The sequence below is a fragment of the Paenibacillus sp. FSL R5-0490 genome (genome assembly GCF_001956215.1).
Taxonomy (GTDB): Bacteria; Bacillota; Bacilli; order Bacillales; family Cytobacillaceae; genus Cytobacillus.
Genome location: NZ_MRTQ01000002.1, coordinates 202377 through 218266, shown reverse-complemented (window position 1 = coordinate 218266; position 15890 = coordinate 202377). Strand labels below are relative to the sequence as shown.

Genomic DNA, 15890 nt, shown 5'->3' with positions numbered 1-15890 from the left:
CTACGAACCCGATTGGTTCAACTAAGCCTCTGCCTGCGCGTCGGCAAGTTTCACTGTATCTCACCAATCGGGCCTTTACGGGCAGTGTGACCCCCGCTAATCCTCCTTTGATCCCTCTGAGTCTTGAAGTGGGGGTCTTACTGCCCGTTAGACTGCGATAAAAACAGAAAAAAATGAATTGGAGGACTTACCATGCAGGGAGCAAAATTATATGAAGCACATCTAAACTCAAGCAATTTGGAAAGAAGCATCAAATTTTATGAAAACCTCGGCTTTAAAGCAGCTTACACAACAGAAGACAGAAAAGCAGCATTTTTCTTTCTCGGTGAAAATAAAGAGAACATGCTGGGCATCTGGGAAACAAAAGACACCCCAATTAAGAGAAATCATATAGCCTTTTCTGTTTCACCTGAGAAGCTGAGGGGGATTATTCCATTTTTAACCGAAAAAGAGATCGAGGTGAGGGAAAGCTTTGGCCTATCACCGGCAGAACCGATTGTCCATACATGGATGCCGGCTGCTTCAGTCTATTTTTTTGATCCGGACGGCCACTCATTAGAATATATCGCTGTCTTAGAGGGGCAGGCAAAACCTCACCTAAATCCAATGCACCTAAGTGACTGGGAAAAACTAAGCTAAATCCTGCAAAATTTCATTTGGTGGTTTGAAACAGGCTAAGCGGGTGGTATATAACCTTTGCCATCATCTTAGAAAGAGGGTCATCAAAATGAAAATTTTAGCAGATAATGGCTTTTATGAAGTGGAATATGAGAATGAACATTATGATCATTTAGAATTTGTACGAATAGACCAGATCTGTGAAATTAACTATGTAACAATGAAAAACTCGTTAACTGGAGAAGTTTTTACATTTGAGGCAGATAAAATCAAGCGACTTCGAAAAATAATGAAGCTAATGCCAGCCGTTAAAGAGAATCTGGTTGCAGACAACCGTTCCTTTTCATTATAATATAAACTAAACAACTAAACATATAAGTAATGCAGACTTTGAAGGAGTGGCAATAGTGATTCATTTAAACTGGCATGAACGCGAAACATTGAAAAAAGTAAAATGTGTGCACACAGACGCAGCAAAATACATTGTAGACCGGGCTTTAACAGCAGGGAATATCTATGATGTGAAAAATGAAACAGAAGAATTTTATTTCATTGTAGACAATTCCGGAAAAGTAAGCGGATTTTATAAAGACTACTTCCAGGATGCTTAAACCTCAAAAAGAAAACGGCCTGTTATGGGCCGTTTTCTTTTTATCTTTGTGTCGGGAAAATTCTGCGCACAGTTTGTGTAAATTCATCAAAAAATCCTTCTACTGGATGACCAGCCCGAATGTCCTCTGAATATCCTGTCATTCGGCCATAAAAGTCGGGGTTAACAGAAACATACACATTATCGATGTCTTGATCGACAGCTTTCACCTGATCTGAAATCTTCCCCTCAACATCCTTAGTCAATTCTCCATTTCCATCATTTAAGCGTGCGGCCACATAGGCATTATTGTCTGTTACGATGACATTTGCAGATTCAACCTCTGGAATAGAGGTGATTTTATCGGCAGCTTTATCAGCAACCTTCATTCTAGGGGAATCATTTTGATTGTCATTGTCCGTTCCCGTGCGGGTAAGATCAATCCCCGGCTCAGTAGTGCGTCCATTTTCGCCATAGTTGCTGTCGTTCACTTTAGTCGGCTCTGTCAGGTCTCTGTTTCTCTGAGCTGTTTCATTCATATCAGTATCATTCATGGCACAGCCTGCAAGCAATGCAGCTGACAGTGCTCCTGTCATCATTAATTTACGCTTCATCATACACTTTCCTCCTTTTGAATTTCCCCCTTATCTTTCCAAGAATAGACACTGTTATTCAAATTTCTTTAAACAAAAAAGGAGCATGGCATTAAGCCTGCTCCCTGTTACATTACGATTCTGACATAAACTGCACATGATCAGTTTTATCTTTTGTATATAATCTTCTTCCAAGCCATGATTGAAAAACTAAAAACAATCCGCCCGCAGTCCAGTATAGCGGCAAAGCTGCAGGAGCATTTAAAGAAACCAGCATAATCATTACAGGAGACATTAAACCCATGAATTTCATTTGCTTTGGCGTTTGCGCAGTCATATTGCTAAGTGTGAACCGGTACTGAAGATAGTACACTATTCCTGCAATGATCGTGATCCAAATGTCAGAATGACCCAGATTAAACCAGAGAAATGAATGTGCCGCAATTTCCTGATTTCCTCTAATGGCATAATAGAACCCCATTAAAATGGGCATTTGAATTAAGATTGGAAGGCATCCCGCCGCATTCAAAGGATTCACTCCATGTGATTGATACAAACCGAACATTTCCTGCTGCAGCTTTTGCTGCTCCTCCGGTTTTTTCGCTGTTTTCAGCTTTTGCTGGATTTTATCAAGTTCAGGTTTTAACTTATCCATTTTTTCTTTCATTAAGCTTTGATTTTTATATTGTTTAAGCATTAAAGGCATTAATATCAGTCTAATCACGATCGTAATGAAGATTATGGCCAGTCCGAAATTCCCATGAAAGAAAACAGCCGTTCCATGTATGGCCAATGCAAACGGATTGACAAAATAATGATGGAAAAAGCTTGTTTCTTGTCCTCCTTGTGCCTGACAGGCAGATAAGAATATTGGCAATATGATGATCATTGTAATGGCCAGCAACCGTTTTATTTTTCTCATTCAGGTCAAACCTCCCGCTATATTTTTTTATAAAATAGGGGAGAGGCCTTCCGGCTCATCGCTTTGGTCGCCTTTTTTCAGGATCAGTTTTGCCATCCACGACTGAATCAAATCGCAAATAAAGGTCCGATCCATGCAAAATTCTGGAAGGTTTTCATATTCCTTTTGTTCATTCCCGAGATTTCCGGGACTATAAAAAGCAGGCTTGAATTTCCAAATGATTAACAGCTTAGCAGCTAAACCAATGATATATGTTAAATAAAGAGTATATTCTGATGAAATAAAAGACGATTCAATTATTAGTTCAAAGATGTCAGTTCACCTCTATTCACATATTTAAGTATAATTGAATGCAGTATTGATAACAATTGCAGATATTGAACCATTTGCAAAAACTTATTTCTTGTCCATTCTATTGTCACTAAATAGGAATATAATAGGAAAAAGTATATATATATTAAGCTTTTGTATGATACACTCTATCAGGGAGATTAAATTATCTCTAGTTCTCTAAATGAATGGTGGGGTATTTTGTCCTTGTTCAAACAAAAAACAATTATCACGCTTGCCAAACTCCTTGTACCCTTATTCATTTTGCTGTTTGTCATGCTTGAAGCAAAAGGGATATTCACTGATTTTAATTGGGCTCTCCTTGAGCTTTATGTTGACCGGCTAACCGTCCGCCGAATATTTTTTATCCTTTTATTGGGACTGGCTGCCCTTTTTCCAATGTACTTTTATGATGAAATTTTGCAAAGGCTTTTCAGAATTAGGGTTCCTAAAAAAAAGCTTTTATTTTATTCTTTATCTGCTAACGCTTTCTCTAACTTTATCGGACTGGGAGGTGTGGCAGGAGCTACACTCAGGTCCTATTTTTATAAAGATTACCTGACTGGCAGTACACCGTATATCAAAATAATTGCTAAGCTGTCACTTTTTTACCTTACAGGCTTGTCTATATTATCATGGGTTGTCCTATTTACCGATTTACATTTGTATGATGATGTAAAGCTTATAAAGCTCGCAGTCTGGGCTGTCGCTGCCTACACACCGCTGCTGCTGGGCGTTTACTTTTTTAAGTCGTCATTTTGGAATACAAAGCACATCAAGAAGGGGTTTGCAGGGGAACTGCTGACGGTTTCATTACTGGAGTGGCTGTTTATTATCATATGTATCTGGGGAATTGCCAGGGCACTGGAAGTTTCGATTCCATTTTTTGTTTTGTTTCCGATTGTCATTATCTCTGCTTGTGCCGGTATTGCGAGTATGATACCAGGCGGAATAGGATCCTTTGACTTTGTATTTTTAATTGGACTGGAATCACAGGGAGTCCCATCAGAACTGGGGCTATTGATTCTCATGTTCTACCGTCTCAGCTATTATATTGTTCCTGTGTTTATCGGCACTCCGTTTATCATGAATCAGTTTTGGAATAACGGATTGCCAAAAAACAGCTTTAAAATGTAAAAGAGCTTTTAGGGGCTCTTTATTTTTGGCTCTTTTCGTATAAAATGTTGTTTTAGCCAACAATGTTGTCCGTTGAATTCCGCTCCAGGCTGCTCAGCGAACAGCGGGGCAGGACTTTGAATATGCTTCCTTGAGTAAACACCGCACGAAGAAAATGCGAATGCATTTTTGAGGATCTCGCACCTTCCGCTCCAATCAACTCTGTAAATAATATATTAAAAGTAAACCTCGCCAATACAATTCTATATTTTTATTCACCAAAGAACATCCAAAATGTCTTTGTTAAATAAGTTTGTATCAATATTGCATGCCTCAGCATCAATTCCATACTGCCAGCCCGCAATCAGTGAGTTTTCCGGAGCTTCAGGTTTATATTCAGGTGCCTGTTTCTTGGCAGTGATCCCTATATTCGGCGCGGCAGTCCATATAAACGTGTTTTCAAGAAGGGGAGAGTTTTCGGCTGCAGCCTGTTCAAAAGCTTTCCTCAGGGCCTTATCCTCATCAAAAATTCCATAAATGCCAGATTCATAAGGTGATTCAGACATGGCCTGATACCAGCCTTCTATAAAAGAAGAGTCGACAGGATAACTAGGCTCGATATCCGCAAAAACCGCGACACCCTCGGGTATTCCCAGCTCTTTTGCCAATTGAACAGCTGCTCTTGCTTCACTCTGTCCATTTTCAAGGCCTGTTGCATCATTAAATCGATTCCATATCACGAGTAATTTAATATCATTGCCTTGCAGCAGTTGAGCCTCTTCGGGTGTAATGCCTGCTGATACACCTTCTTTTTCACCTAAATACCGTCCCCATACTTTAGGAGATCCAAAGTTTTCACGAACACAAGAAAGCAAGTCGCTTGTAGTGAGACTTGCCGAGTCTACACCCCAAACGACTTCATCATCCCCAGACTGGCCGTCCTGGTCATTTTCCTTACCCTTATTGCCGCTGCTGTTTTCATTATCTTTTTGACCGGAGTCCTGATTTTTATCAGCCTTATTTTTTATCGTATTTGTTACATTTACATCCACATTTACTTCTACATCGTTCGTAACATTATTATCGATTTGGCTGTCTTCACTATTATTTAAATCGTTGTCGATTGAGTTATTCACATTGGCTTTATTGCCTTTGATATTATTTTTTACCTCATTTGAGATATCACTATCATGGCTCTTGCTTTGGCCATCTGGAACGGTCACTGTTTTTGGCGGCTCGGCATCCTTTGTATCCATAAGCGAAAAAGTAAAGAGCGAAATCATTACGGCAAAAAATGCGGTCACAACGAAAGGCAAAAGGCCTCGTCTATCCATATCTCACAGCCCTCCTTGTCAGTTCATGACATCTTATGCGGAGGGCGGAAGGTTGGTGATTGCATCAAAAGGGGAGTGAAGAATAGTTTCTTATCTTAAAATAATATTACAGTAGCCGACGCTCGGGAAATATTTTCGAAGTGTTATAACGGGATAATATCATTTGTTCTTAATAATGAACACATGCTTGAGAATGTGTAAAAAAGTCTTAAATGGGTAAATATCCGTATATATTCAGGCTGAAAAATTTGCTTAAGGCTTTGAACTTCACTACTATTAAATTAATAGGCAAATTTTTCATCCATTTAAGTTGAGAAAGATGTGAATGGGGGATACTAGCCAATAAAAGAAATACATAAGTAAGATTTGTCACAGGAGGTTTGAGATTATGCACAGGGAATTTGCGGATGACAGTATAGCTTTGCATACTGATTTGTATCAGATCAATATGGCGCAGACTTATTGGGAAGACAAAATACATAATCGAAAAGCGGTCTTTGAAGTATATTTTAGGAAACTCCCTTTTGGGAATGGATATGGTGTTTTTGCCGGGCTCGAAAGGGTTATCGAGTATATTGAGAATTTCAGATTCACCGAAAGCGACCTGCAGTACTTAAAAAACGAATTGAATTATGCTGACGATTTCCTCGATTATCTGAAAAACATGACTTTTTCAGGAACCATTAAATCAATGGAAGAAGGAGAGCTTGTGTTTGGCAATGAGCCGATTATGCGTGTAGAAGCTCCACTGGCAGAAGCCCAGATCGTGGAAACAGCACTATTAAATATTATAAATTACCAAACTTTGATTGCGACAAAAGCTACACGAATCAAAGAAGTCATTGGCGATGGGACAGCTATGGAATTTGGTTCCAGAAGGGCACAGGAAATGGACGCTGCCATCTGGGGAACGAGAGCAGCATATATAGGAGGGTTTGATGCCACTTCAAACGTAAGAGCCGGCAAAAAATTTGGCATTCCAGCTGCAGGAACCCATGCCCATTCTTTTGTACAGGCATATCAGGATGAGTATACCGCTTTTAAGAAATATGCCCAGACCCATAAGGACTGTGTTTTTCTCGTAGATACGTATGACACGCTTAAATCCGGAGTCCCGAACGCCATTAAAGTAGCCAGGGAAATGGAAGGTCAAATCAACTTTAAAGGAATTAGACTGGATAGCGGGGACTTGGCGTATCTGTCCAAAGAAGCGAGAAAAATGCTGGATGATGCCGGTTTTCATGATACTAAGATTATTGCATCAAATGATCTGGATGAATACACCATCATTAACCTCAAAGCTCAAGGAGCGAAAATCGATATTTGGGGCATAGGCACAAAATTGATTACGGCTTATGAGCAGCCGGCATTAGGAGCTGTTTATAAACTCGTTTCAATAGAGAATGAAGATGGTAAGATGACTGACACAATAAAAATCAGCGGCAATCCTGAAAAAGTGACCACTCCCGGTCTAAAGAGAGTATATCGGATTATTAACAAAGACAACCATAAATCAGAGGGAGACTATATTGCACTGGATCATGAGAATCCTCAAGCAGAATCCAAGCTTAAGATGTTCCATCCAGTTCACACGTTCGTAAGCAAATTCGTTACCAATTTTGAAGCGAGAGAATTGCATAAAGTGATTTTTCAGGAAGGGAAGCTCACCTATAAAGTTCCATCCTTAAAAGAGATGCAGAGCTTTGCAAAGGAAAATCTCAACGTATTATGGGATGAATACCGCCGTTCTCTAAATCCGGAGGAATACCCGGTCGACCTAAGCCAGGAGTGCTGGGATAATAAAATGAACATGATCAGCCAGGTAAAACAAAATATAAAGAGCTGAAGCTTTATGAAGAGGGAGGAACCTGCAATGAATAAGCAAAAAGAAATTATGGAAAATTTAAACGTGAATCCAGCAATGGATCCAAAAGAAGAGTTAAAAAACAGAATCCAGTTTTTAAAGGATTACCTTGTTAAAACGAATGCCAAAGGGTATGTACTTGGCATAAGCGGCGGCCAGGATTCCACTCTCGCCGGAAGACTTGCACAGCTCGCCGTTGAAGAATTGCGAAAAGAAGGCAAGGAGGCAACATTCATGGCAGTCCGTCTGCCATATGGTGTACAGCAGGATGAAGAGGATGCACAGCTTGCGCTTTCTTTCATCCAGGCTGACCGTGAAGTTGTATTTAATATTAAAAATGCAGTTGATGAAGTAAAAACCGAATATGATCGCATATTGCCTGAGGAACCGTTAAAGGATTATCATAAAGGCAATGTGAAAGCACGCATGAGAATGATCGCCCAATATGCAATTGGCGGCCAATACGGCCTGCTGGTTATTGGAACAGATCATGCAGCAGAAGCAGTCACAGGATTCTATACAAAATATGGCGATGGCGGAGCAGACGTCCTGCCACTATCCGGACTGACTAAAAGACAGGGAAAGGCACTTCTTAAAGAGCTTGGGGCAGAAGAAAGACTTTACTTAAAAGTGCCGACTGCGGATCTTCTGGACCAGAAGCCCGGACAGGCTGATGAAACCGAATTAGGTATTTCATATGATGAATTGGATGATTACCTCGAAGGAAAATCAGTAAGTCCGGAAGCGGCAGAAAAGATTGAAAAACGTTACTTCGTTACCGAACATAAGCGCCAGATGCCGGCATCCATGCACGATAACTGGTGGAAATAAAGCCACTCAAAAAGGAAAATCCCTGTGGATTTTCCTTTTACTTTTGAGCTAATTTGTTTGAAACATCATGGTAAAATCTCTCCGGTTCATCCACATTCAGAACGATGCGGCTTGCTTTTCTTTTTATGCCGTACATCAGCTCATAAACTGCCGGCTCCTTCAGTATAATTTCGAACATCGGCTTTTCCTGGATAAGATCAGACACTCTGGCATCAAATACATCATTCATTTCTTGTCTGCTGAACTTTTCAGGACCATCATAATAGTTGACTTCTTTAACATTTTCCAATGGAAGGTACATGCTTTTTGAGAATCCTGACTGCAGCAGCAAATGAGTATCAGTAAGCACGAAAGGGGTTAAGCGGGTGGCGTTAATTTCTGCCAGAAAGTATAAAATGCCATATATATTTGCTATTAAGATGATATAGGCCACAATTGCATTCCATGAATGAAGCCAATAATGAAGTCCGATCGATTCAATGGCTATCGCATGGATCAGCATAATATAAACAGCATTTACACTTGTTTTTTGATGGTAGGTGAATGAATCTCCATGCTTTATGGAAAGCTTCTTTTTCCATGAGAACAGGGCGTAATTAAACATAGCGAATTCAGTCGCGAATATAGTACCCAATCTATTATTCGGTAAATGGGTTTCAGCCGCACTCTTTACATTAAAAAGAAAAAGCGAATTAACACCGTCCAGCCTGCGGTATTCTTTTAAAAGTACAGGCAGTTTAGTAAGAATCTTATAGGCAATAAACAGCTCCAGCCCAATAAACAGCGCTTCGGAAAAAACAATTACATACGGCAAAAAGGCAAACTGCGAAAATTGGCTGGCAGGGATAATAAAATAAGCAGCTGCGTACCCTGCTAAAATAACTGCCCCTAAATACTTCAGCGAATACCTTTTGCGCAGGATAAGGAAATACGCCAACAGCGGTACAACAACCAGCAAATCAAACAGGGAGCCAACCGCCGCACCGTCCGGAACCGGACCAAAGAATGGGGTTCTGTATAGGATGTAGTTGGAAAACAGAATCATAGATAAAAGTACACCAAACACCAGCCACTTAGGCCTTTTCAATGAAATTGTCATAATTATCCACCTCGGTTTAATTATAGCTTATTTGAGGGGGAAATCATATTGGAATTTTGGTGAATTCAAACTCAGCGAGCACCGGTTTGCGGGTTTGTGTCCGAACCTTAGCCATCTTCTGACTCAGCGAGCACCAGTTTGCGAGTTTGTGTCAGAACCCTAGCTATCTTCTGACTCAGCGAGCACCAGTTCGCGGGTTTGTGTCTGAACCCAGGCCATCTTCTGACTCAGCGAGCACCAGTTATCACTTTTGTGTCAGAACCCCAGCCATCTTCTGACTCAGCGAGCACCCAGTTCGCCGTTTTGAGTCCGAACCCAACACCCATAACAAATACAAGCTAAAAACAAAGCCCCAATCACAAAATTGGGGCATACCACGTAAAACGTTTCATCTAAGATCCTAAATCAAACCAAACTATCTATAACCCAGTCAAAATCCGATAAGCCCATTCCGCTTTCTCCTCACTCGGAGGCTCAATATCCTTCAGCGGATATTCCAAGCCAAGCGCTTCCCATTTATAAACACCAAGCTTGTGATAGGGGAGGACCTCAATTTTTTCCACATTATTCAATTCTTTTATAAAACAGCCCAATCGTTCGAGATCCCGTTCATCATCCGACCTTGTTGGCACCAGCACGTGGCGGATCCAGACAGGCACCTGATGATCAGACAGATACCGGGCAAATTGAAGGATGTGTCCATTTGTAAGTCCTGTCAGTTTTTTATGTTTTTCCCTATCAATGTGCTTCAAATCCAAGAGCACCAGGTCCGTATAGTTCATGAGCTCTTTCAGCTGTGCCTGGAAAAGCGGGGAGCTGGAATAGCAGCCTCCTGATGAATCAACGGCAGTGTGAATGCCAAGTTTCTTGCATTCTTTAAAAAGCTCTATAAGAAATGGAATCTGCAGTAAAGGTTCACCGCCGCTGACTGTGATGCCGCCTCCGGAAGCCTCGAAGAAAGGGAGATAGGATTGCAGGTCATTCATGATTTCTGAAACGGACATTTGCTTCCCTGTTCCAATTTCCCAAGTATCTGCATTATGGCAAAATTGACAGCGCAGGAGGCACCCCTGTGTAAAAATAACATACCGGATGCCAGGTCCGTCTACTGTACCGAATGTCTCTATTGAATGAATGTTGCCGTGCATGATCATCTTCCTTTCTATAAGCCCCGGGGCAGCCGCAGCTGCACCTTGCTAAAGCTTTTTGAAGAAGGGGGCCGAATAAAATGGCCCGCCATCCGATTGGTTACATGGATTCATGGAATGTTCGATTGATTACATCAAGCTGCTGCTCTTTAGTCAGCTTAATGAAGTTTACTGCATAGCCTGAAACCCTGATGGTCAGCTGCGGATATTCCTCCGGATGTTCCATGGCATCCAGAAGTGTTTCTTTATTAAATACATTGACATTTAAGTGATGCCCGGATTTTATGGCATATCCATCGAGTATGGATACCAGATTGCGAACACGGCTTTCATCATCCTTACCAAGTGCTTTAGGGACGATGGAGAAGGTGTTGCTGATGCCATCGAGCGCCTGTTTGTATGGCAATTTTGCAACAGAGGACAGGGAAGCAAGCGTTCCTTTCGTATCTCTTCCGTGCATGGGATTTGCACCTGGGGCAAATGGCTCTCCGGCACGCCTTCCATCAGGTGTATTGCCCGTTTTCTTGCCATATACCACATTTGAAGTAATGGTTAATATCGACATCGTATGCATAGAGTTTCTGTACGTCTGATGCTTTCGGAGCTTCTTCATAAACCGTTCCACCAGGTCTATAGCGATGCTGTCGACTCGATCATCATTATTGCCGTATTTCGGAAAATCTCCTTCTGTTATAAAATCAACCACTATCCCGTTCTCATCACGGATTGCCTTAACGGTTGCATATTTGATGGCACTTAGCGAATCGGCCGCAACACTCAGACCCGCAATGCCAGTGGCCATAGTTCTGAGAATTTCGGAGTCATGCAGAGCCATTTCAATTCGTTCGTAGCTATATTTATCATGCATGTAATGAATGATATTCAGCGTATTAATATAGAGGCCTGCCAGCCATTCCATCATAAAATCAAACTTCTCCATCACTTCCTCATATTGAAGGATGTCTGATGTTATTGGGGCATAAGCAGGGCCGACCTGAACGCCCAGTTTTTCATCTTTGCCGCCGTTAATGCTATATAAGAGTGCCTTTGCCAGGTTGGCTCTTGCTCCGAAAAACTGCATTTGTTTTCCGATTTCCATTGCAGAAACACAGCAGGCAATTCCATAATCATCGCCAAACTCAGGAAGCATGATATCGTCGTTTTCGTATTGAATTGAACTTGTTTCGATTGACATCCTGGCACAATATTTTTTGAAGTTCTCAGGTAGCTTGGCAGACCATAATACCGTTAAGTTCGGTTCAGGAGCCGGACCGAGATTTCTAAGGGTATGAAGGAAGCGGAAAGAATTCTTTGTGACAAGCGGGCGGCCATCAAGCGCCATCCCGCCAATGGACTCTGTCACCCATGTAGGGTCACCGCTGAATAATTCATTATAATCAGGCGTTCTGGCGAATTTAACTAGACGCAGCTTCATGACAAAGTGATCAACAAGCTCCTGCGCTTCTGTCTCGGTAAGTATCCCGTTCTTTATGTCTCTTTCTATGAAAATATCAAGAAAAGTGGAAACACGGCCAAGACTCATTGCTGCACCATTTTGTTCCTTGATGGCAGCAAGATAGGCGAAGTACAGCCACTGGAAAGCTTCAAGAGCATTTCCTGCAGGCTTTGATATATCAAAACCATAGCTGTTTGCCAGCTGCTTCAGTTCCTTCAGAGCCCTGATCTGTTCTGAAATCTCTTCCCTTAATCGGATATTTTCTTCCGTCATTACATTTGAGGTCGATTTCAAATCAGATTTTTTTGCTTCAATCAAGCGGTCAGCCCCATAAAGGGCAACCCTGCGGTAATCACCGATAATCCTGCCCCGGCCATATGCATCAGGCAGACCGGTTATAATGCCGGCCTTACGGGCGAGTTTCATTTCATCGGTATAGGCATCAAACACACCCTGGTTATGTGTTTTGCGGTAATCCGTAAATATCTTTTCCATATCTTTGCTGGCTTCATAGCCATATGCTTCACAGGCAGCCACAGCCATGCGGATTCCGCCAAATGGCTGAAGAGAGCGCTTAAATGGCTGGTCAGTCTGGACACCTACAATTTTTTCTTTATCCTGATACAGATAACCAGGTCCATGTGAGGTAATAGTGGAGACGATTTCTGTGTCCATATCGAGCACGCCGCCTTGTTCCCGCTCTTGTTTGGTGAGAGCCATTACTTTTTCCCATAATACCGATGTAGCTTGTGTCGGGCCTTCCAAAAAAGATTCATCTCCTGAAAAAGGTGTAAAGTTCTTTAATATAAAATCTCTAACATCAATTTCACGTGTCCAAATGCCTTCACTAAAGCCGTTCCATCTTTCCATGCCAGTTCACCTCAAAGAGATTATTTATATAACAGTTATTACAAATTTACTATACACTCAATATAACAGATTTTATGTGAAATAAATCACAAAGATTTTGAACGTATTGTGAAATGTAATAAGTTAAGTATCTTCAAGCAAAACGTGTAGTACAAAACCACCCGGATTTTTAGAACTGTTATATACAGATGGAACACTGCATAAAAAAACAGATAGCAATCACTTTGAAATTCTTACATTCTGCGCCAACAATTACCTGTTTATAAGAATAGAAGATTTTGATTAAATATAAATATGAAAACACTATCAAAACTTTCATTCATTTTAATGTTGTCTGTCGCACTTGTCTTTGGATTCAATTTTGATGCAAAAGCATCAACAGTACATACCGTTCAGCCAGGGGATACGATGTGGAAGATCGCGATGAAGTATCAGGTGGGAGTTCCTGAAATCATCAATTCCAATCAGCAAATCTCCAATCCGAACTTCATTTATCCCGGACAAAAGGTGAATATCCCTACTCTTTCAAAAGCCACAACAGGGGTGGAAGAGCAGGTAGTCCAGCTTGTTAACCAGGAAAGAGCAAAGTACGGGTTAAAGCCGCTGAAATCAAATTGGGAGCTTGCGAGAGTAGCAAGGTACAAATCTCAGGATATGATCAATAAGAAGTATTTCGATCACAACTCTCCTACATACGGAAGCCCGTTTGATATGATGAAGAGCTTCGGAATCACCTACCGAACTGCTGGGGAGAACATTGCTGCCGGGCAAAAAACGCCTCAGGAAGTAGTAACTGCATGGATGAACAGTGAAGGTCACCGCAAAAATATCCTATCTGCGAACTTCACAGAAATCGGAGTAGGCTACGCACAGGGCGGAACTTACGGACACTATTGGACACAAATGTTTATTGGGAAATAAGAAGAAAAGCTCCAGCGCCTTGCCCACCCCCGACTCCTCGAGGGGGTAGGGGCTGGAGCTGGACAGTAAAGAAAAGCACCGGAAGATTCCGGTGCTTTTGCTTTGCCCATTAATCTACTACAATATAAGCAATCATCGGTCCGCTATTATCTTTATCCGGATGTGTAAGACAAACAAGACGGTATATGCCTTCTTTTTCAAATTGAAGAGGGACCACTGTTTCTTCCGCTTTCTTTACAACTCCCTTAATATCGGTTCCTTCGATAATAAAAGGGTGCTCCATTCCGTTGACTCCCCAAATCTTCAAATTTACCTTTTCATCTTTTTCGAGAAAAATGGTTCCCGGATCCCAGCGATACGCTTCGATTTCCTTGCCATCAGGCAGCTTAGCTTTAAATTCTCCCGTAACCATATGGATTTCCCGGACTTTTTCACCTTCGGTCTGGTTGAAGACCGTCAAACTATCAGACTTTGAAAAAAACCATACAGATGCAGAAACAATGACTGAAAAAATGATGACAAAGGCAATGATGCTGCGTTTCTTTAATACAAGAAAAGGCATGGTCATACTCCTTCCAAAATTAGTTGTCCATATATAGATATGCTGTAAGGGCATCATAACTTGTCTACTATTTGCGGGATTTTTCCGATTTTTCTTTACAGCTGCTGAAAAATTATTTCATAATAGATTTAAAAAAGGATGTGGCAGCATGTACAAGGTACTTGTGGCCAATCGGGATGAGTACGATACAAAGGGTATAGAGTGGCTGTTGAGATCTTCAATGAATGCATGGGATGTGGAGTCTGCCGTAGATGAGGCAGGGCTTATTAAAAAGCTTGAGACTTTTCAGCCCGATCTGCTGATTTTTGAACTTGATTTGATAAAGGAAGATAGATACAGCTCTTTCTTAAAAACCATTCAAATTATAGGGCCGGATCTTATTGCACTTACAATGGAAGCCACCTTTTCACAGGCAAAACGAGCCATTGACATGGGTGTAGTCGATTTAATACTTAAGCCCATTTCAGCTGATATTTTACTGAAATCTGCAAGAAACATTCATAGGCGCCAGAAGCTGAAAACTCCAGCGGCTGTAAAAAGCTCAGGAATGGTTACTGATAAAGCCTTTCATTATCAGGATATATTTTTAGAAGCTCCAGAACCGGCAGAACGTTTTCTTTCCATTGGCATAAAAACTGAGAATGTCCTTGAGCTTCCAAAGTTATATGAATTTCTGGAAAGCTATGGGTTCCAGAAAAAAGCCGATTATTTTATTTTAAGTGACATGGTACTGATAGTTTCTGAAAAATCGGGCGTATCATGGAAAGAGGAGAGCGTCAGATTCATGAGGAATTGGCAGGAAAACTCAGCTGAACCAATTGCCATCAGCATTCATACGGGCCGAGATGATCAGAATACTCTTAAAAACCATTATGATGCGAACAGAAAATTAATGGAGTTAACTTTTTTCAGGGGATTTAATCAGGTAATTGAGGAAGCCTCATTGCCTAAATGGCTATCCATCGATCCCTTCTTAACCCCAGAGGAACAGAGCACCTGGATTGATTTCCTGAATCAGGCGGATTTAGAAGGGATCAAATCATGGTTTTCCAAAGAGTTTCTTATATTGGAAGATCCATATCCTGAACCCGGGCTTATCAGAATCAGGCTGACCAGTATTCTTGCTCAAATCCGCAGGCATATGAAAACATTCCGTCTGGCCGACGGAGATATGGAGAAGGAATACCTTCGTTTATTCCAGACGATCCTTTATTCGCCCTTGATTTACCGGATCATTAATGAAATGATCAGCTTCATTTCCTATGTGTTTGAGACCATTCGATCTGATAAGAAACTGAAGCTTGATCTTACAGACAGAGTCCAATTCTTTATAGAAACAAATTACTGGGACTCTTCGATCACCCTTGAAAGGGCAGCTGAATATGCAGATCGAAACCCGAACTATATCAGCTCCATGCTGGCAAAAAGATGCGGCAAATCTTTTCGGGAGCTCCTTAATGAAACCCGAATCAGGCAATCTGCCAAGCTGCTGCTGGAATCAGAAATGAGCATAAAAGAAATCTCATCCGTCTGCGGTTTTCGCAATCAGCAATACTTCAATAAAGTGTTCAGTAAAATTAAAGGTATGCCGCCTAATCAATTTAGAAAAAGTCTGCACAAAACCTCCTTTTAAATGG

General features: G+C 41.3%; 15 protein-coding genes. 8 read left to right on the top strand and 7 right to left on the bottom strand.

The features are described from left to right. Positions 1-192 precede the first annotated feature (192 nt). From BK139_RS02935 to BK139_RS02925, 3 genes are all read left to right on the top strand, one after another. Positions 193-639 carry a VOC family protein gene (locus BK139_RS02935; protein WP_076256612.1) on the top strand — a complete coding sequence of 149 codons (447 nt, stop codon included), beginning with the start codon at positions 193-195 and terminating at the stop codon, positions 637-639. Between the two features lie 88 nt (positions 640-727). Then, positions 728-970, top strand: coding sequence for a hypothetical protein (locus BK139_RS02930; RefSeq protein ID WP_076256610.1), 243 nt, complete (start codon positions 728-730; stop codon positions 968-970). Positions 971-1025: 55 nt separating this feature from the next. Beyond that, a complete protein-coding gene (locus BK139_RS02925; protein ID WP_035330842.1) occupies positions 1026-1229 on the top strand; it encodes a DUF6501 family protein in 204 nt (67 codons plus the stop codon). Between the two features lie 40 nt (positions 1230-1269). Here BK139_RS02925 and BK139_RS02920 read toward each other — a convergent pair whose 3' ends face one another. Together BK139_RS02920 and yidC are read right to left on the bottom strand one after the other, a co-directional pair. After that, positions 1270-1824 carry a YhcN/YlaJ family sporulation lipoprotein gene (locus BK139_RS02920; protein ID WP_076256607.1) on the bottom strand — a complete coding sequence of 185 codons (555 nt, stop codon included), beginning with the start codon at positions 1822-1824 and terminating at the stop codon, positions 1270-1272. A gap of 109 nt (positions 1825-1933) precedes the next feature. Next, a complete protein-coding gene (yidC, locus tag BK139_RS02915; RefSeq protein ID WP_076256605.1) occupies positions 1934-2722 on the bottom strand; it encodes a membrane protein insertase YidC in 789 nt (262 codons plus the stop codon). Positions 2723-3259: 537 nt separating this feature from the next. Here yidC and BK139_RS02910 point away from each other — a divergent pair. Continuing rightward, positions 3260-4189, top strand: a complete 930-nt coding sequence (locus tag BK139_RS02910) for a putative bifunctional lysylphosphatidylglycerol flippase/synthetase (protein WP_286147786.1) — start codon at positions 3260-3262, stop codon at positions 4187-4189. Positions 4190-4443: 254 nt separating this feature from the next. Here the strand turns inward: BK139_RS02910 and BK139_RS02905 are convergent, their stop codons facing one another. After that, a complete protein-coding gene (locus tag BK139_RS02905; protein ID WP_076256600.1) occupies positions 4444-5502 on the bottom strand; it encodes a glycoside hydrolase domain-containing protein in 1059 nt (352 codons plus the stop codon). 388 nt (positions 5503-5890) lie between these two features. Between BK139_RS02905 and BK139_RS02900 the strand changes: the two genes are divergently transcribed. Both BK139_RS02900 and nadE read left to right on the top strand, forming a co-directional pair. Continuing rightward, a complete protein-coding gene (locus tag BK139_RS02900) occupies positions 5891-7348 on the top strand; it encodes a nicotinate phosphoribosyltransferase (RefSeq protein ID WP_076256597.1) in 1458 nt (485 codons plus the stop codon). A 27-nt stretch (positions 7349-7375) separates the two neighbouring features. Further along, a complete protein-coding gene (gene nadE / locus BK139_RS02895; protein WP_076256595.1) occupies positions 7376-8197 on the top strand; it encodes an ammonia-dependent NAD(+) synthetase in 822 nt (273 codons plus the stop codon). A 37-nt stretch (positions 8198-8234) separates the two neighbouring features. Here the strand turns inward: nadE and BK139_RS02890 are convergent, their stop codons facing one another. From BK139_RS02890 to pflB, 3 genes are all read right to left on the bottom strand, one after another. Then, positions 8235-9296 (bottom strand): hypothetical protein, encoded by a 1062-nt coding sequence (locus tag BK139_RS02890; RefSeq protein WP_076256592.1) that lies wholly within the window; start codon positions 9294-9296, stop codon positions 8235-8237. A gap of 419 nt (positions 9297-9715) precedes the next feature. Further along, a complete protein-coding gene (gene pflA, locus BK139_RS02885; protein ID WP_076256590.1) occupies positions 9716-10444 on the bottom strand; it encodes a pyruvate formate-lyase-activating protein in 729 nt (242 codons plus the stop codon). A gap of 100 nt (positions 10445-10544) precedes the next feature. Beyond that, positions 10545-12770, bottom strand: a complete 2226-nt coding sequence (gene pflB / locus BK139_RS02880) for a formate C-acetyltransferase (protein WP_076256588.1) — start codon at positions 12768-12770, stop codon at positions 10545-10547. A 294-nt stretch (positions 12771-13064) separates the two neighbouring features. Here pflB and safA point away from each other — a divergent pair, with 294 nt between their 5' ends. Further along, entirely contained in the window at positions 13065-13691 is a 627-nt protein-coding gene (safA, locus tag BK139_RS02875) for a SafA/ExsA family spore coat assembly protein (protein ID WP_076256586.1), read from the top strand. A gap of 109 nt (positions 13692-13800) precedes the next feature. Here the strand turns inward: safA and BK139_RS02870 are convergent, their stop codons facing one another. Further along, positions 13801-14253, bottom strand: coding sequence for a cupredoxin domain-containing protein (locus BK139_RS02870; protein ID WP_076256583.1), 453 nt, complete (start codon positions 14251-14253; stop codon positions 13801-13803). Between the two features lie 148 nt (positions 14254-14401). Between BK139_RS02870 and BK139_RS02865 the strand changes: the two genes are divergently transcribed. Next, the gene (locus BK139_RS02865) at positions 14402-15886 is read left to right on the top strand and encodes a response regulator transcription factor (RefSeq protein WP_076256581.1); all 1485 of its coding nucleotides are present in this window, start codon (positions 14402-14404) and stop codon (positions 15884-15886) included. The last annotated feature ends 4 nt before the right edge of the window (positions 15887-15890 follow it).

Bases quoted from the DNA above. Each gene is read 5' to 3' on its own strand.
- BK139_RS02935 (WP_076256612.1), top strand. From the start codon at position 193: ATGCAGGGAGCAAAATTATATGAAGCACATCTAAACTCAAGCAATTTG.
- BK139_RS02930 (WP_076256610.1), top strand. From the start codon at position 728: ATGAAAATTTTAGCAGATAATGGCTTTTATGAAGTGGAATATGAGAAT.
- BK139_RS02920 (WP_076256607.1), bottom strand. From the start codon at position 1,824: ATGATGAAGCGTAAATTAATGATGACAGGAGCACTGTCAGCTGCATTG.
- yidC (WP_076256605.1), bottom strand. From the start codon at position 2,722: ATGAGAAAAATAAAACGGTTGCTGGCCATTACAATGATCATCATATTG.
- BK139_RS02905 (WP_076256600.1), bottom strand. From the start codon at position 5,502: ATGGATAGACGAGGCCTTTTGCCTTTCGTTGTGACCGCATTTTTTGCC.
- BK139_RS02900 (WP_076256597.1), top strand. From the start codon at position 5,891: ATGCACAGGGAATTTGCGGATGACAGTATAGCTTTGCATACTGATTTG.
- nadE (WP_076256595.1), top strand. From the start codon at position 7,376: ATGAATAAGCAAAAAGAAATTATGGAAAATTTAAACGTGAATCCAGCA.
- BK139_RS02890 (WP_076256592.1), bottom strand. From the start codon at position 9,296: ATGACAATTTCATTGAAAAGGCCTAAGTGGCTGGTGTTTGGTGTACTT.
- pflA (WP_076256590.1), bottom strand. From the start codon at position 10,444: ATGCACGGCAACATTCATTCAATAGAGACATTCGGTACAGTAGACGGA.
- pflB (WP_076256588.1), bottom strand. From the start codon at position 12,770: ATGGAAAGATGGAACGGCTTTAGTGAAGGCATTTGGACACGTGAAATT.
- safA (WP_076256586.1), top strand. From the start codon at position 13,065: ATGAAAACACTATCAAAACTTTCATTCATTTTAATGTTGTCTGTCGCA.
- BK139_RS02870 (WP_076256583.1), bottom strand. From the start codon at position 14,253: ATGCCTTTTCTTGTATTAAAGAAACGCAGCATCATTGCCTTTGTCATC.
- BK139_RS02865 (WP_076256581.1), top strand. From the start codon at position 14,402: ATGTACAAGGTACTTGTGGCCAATCGGGATGAGTACGATACAAAGGGT.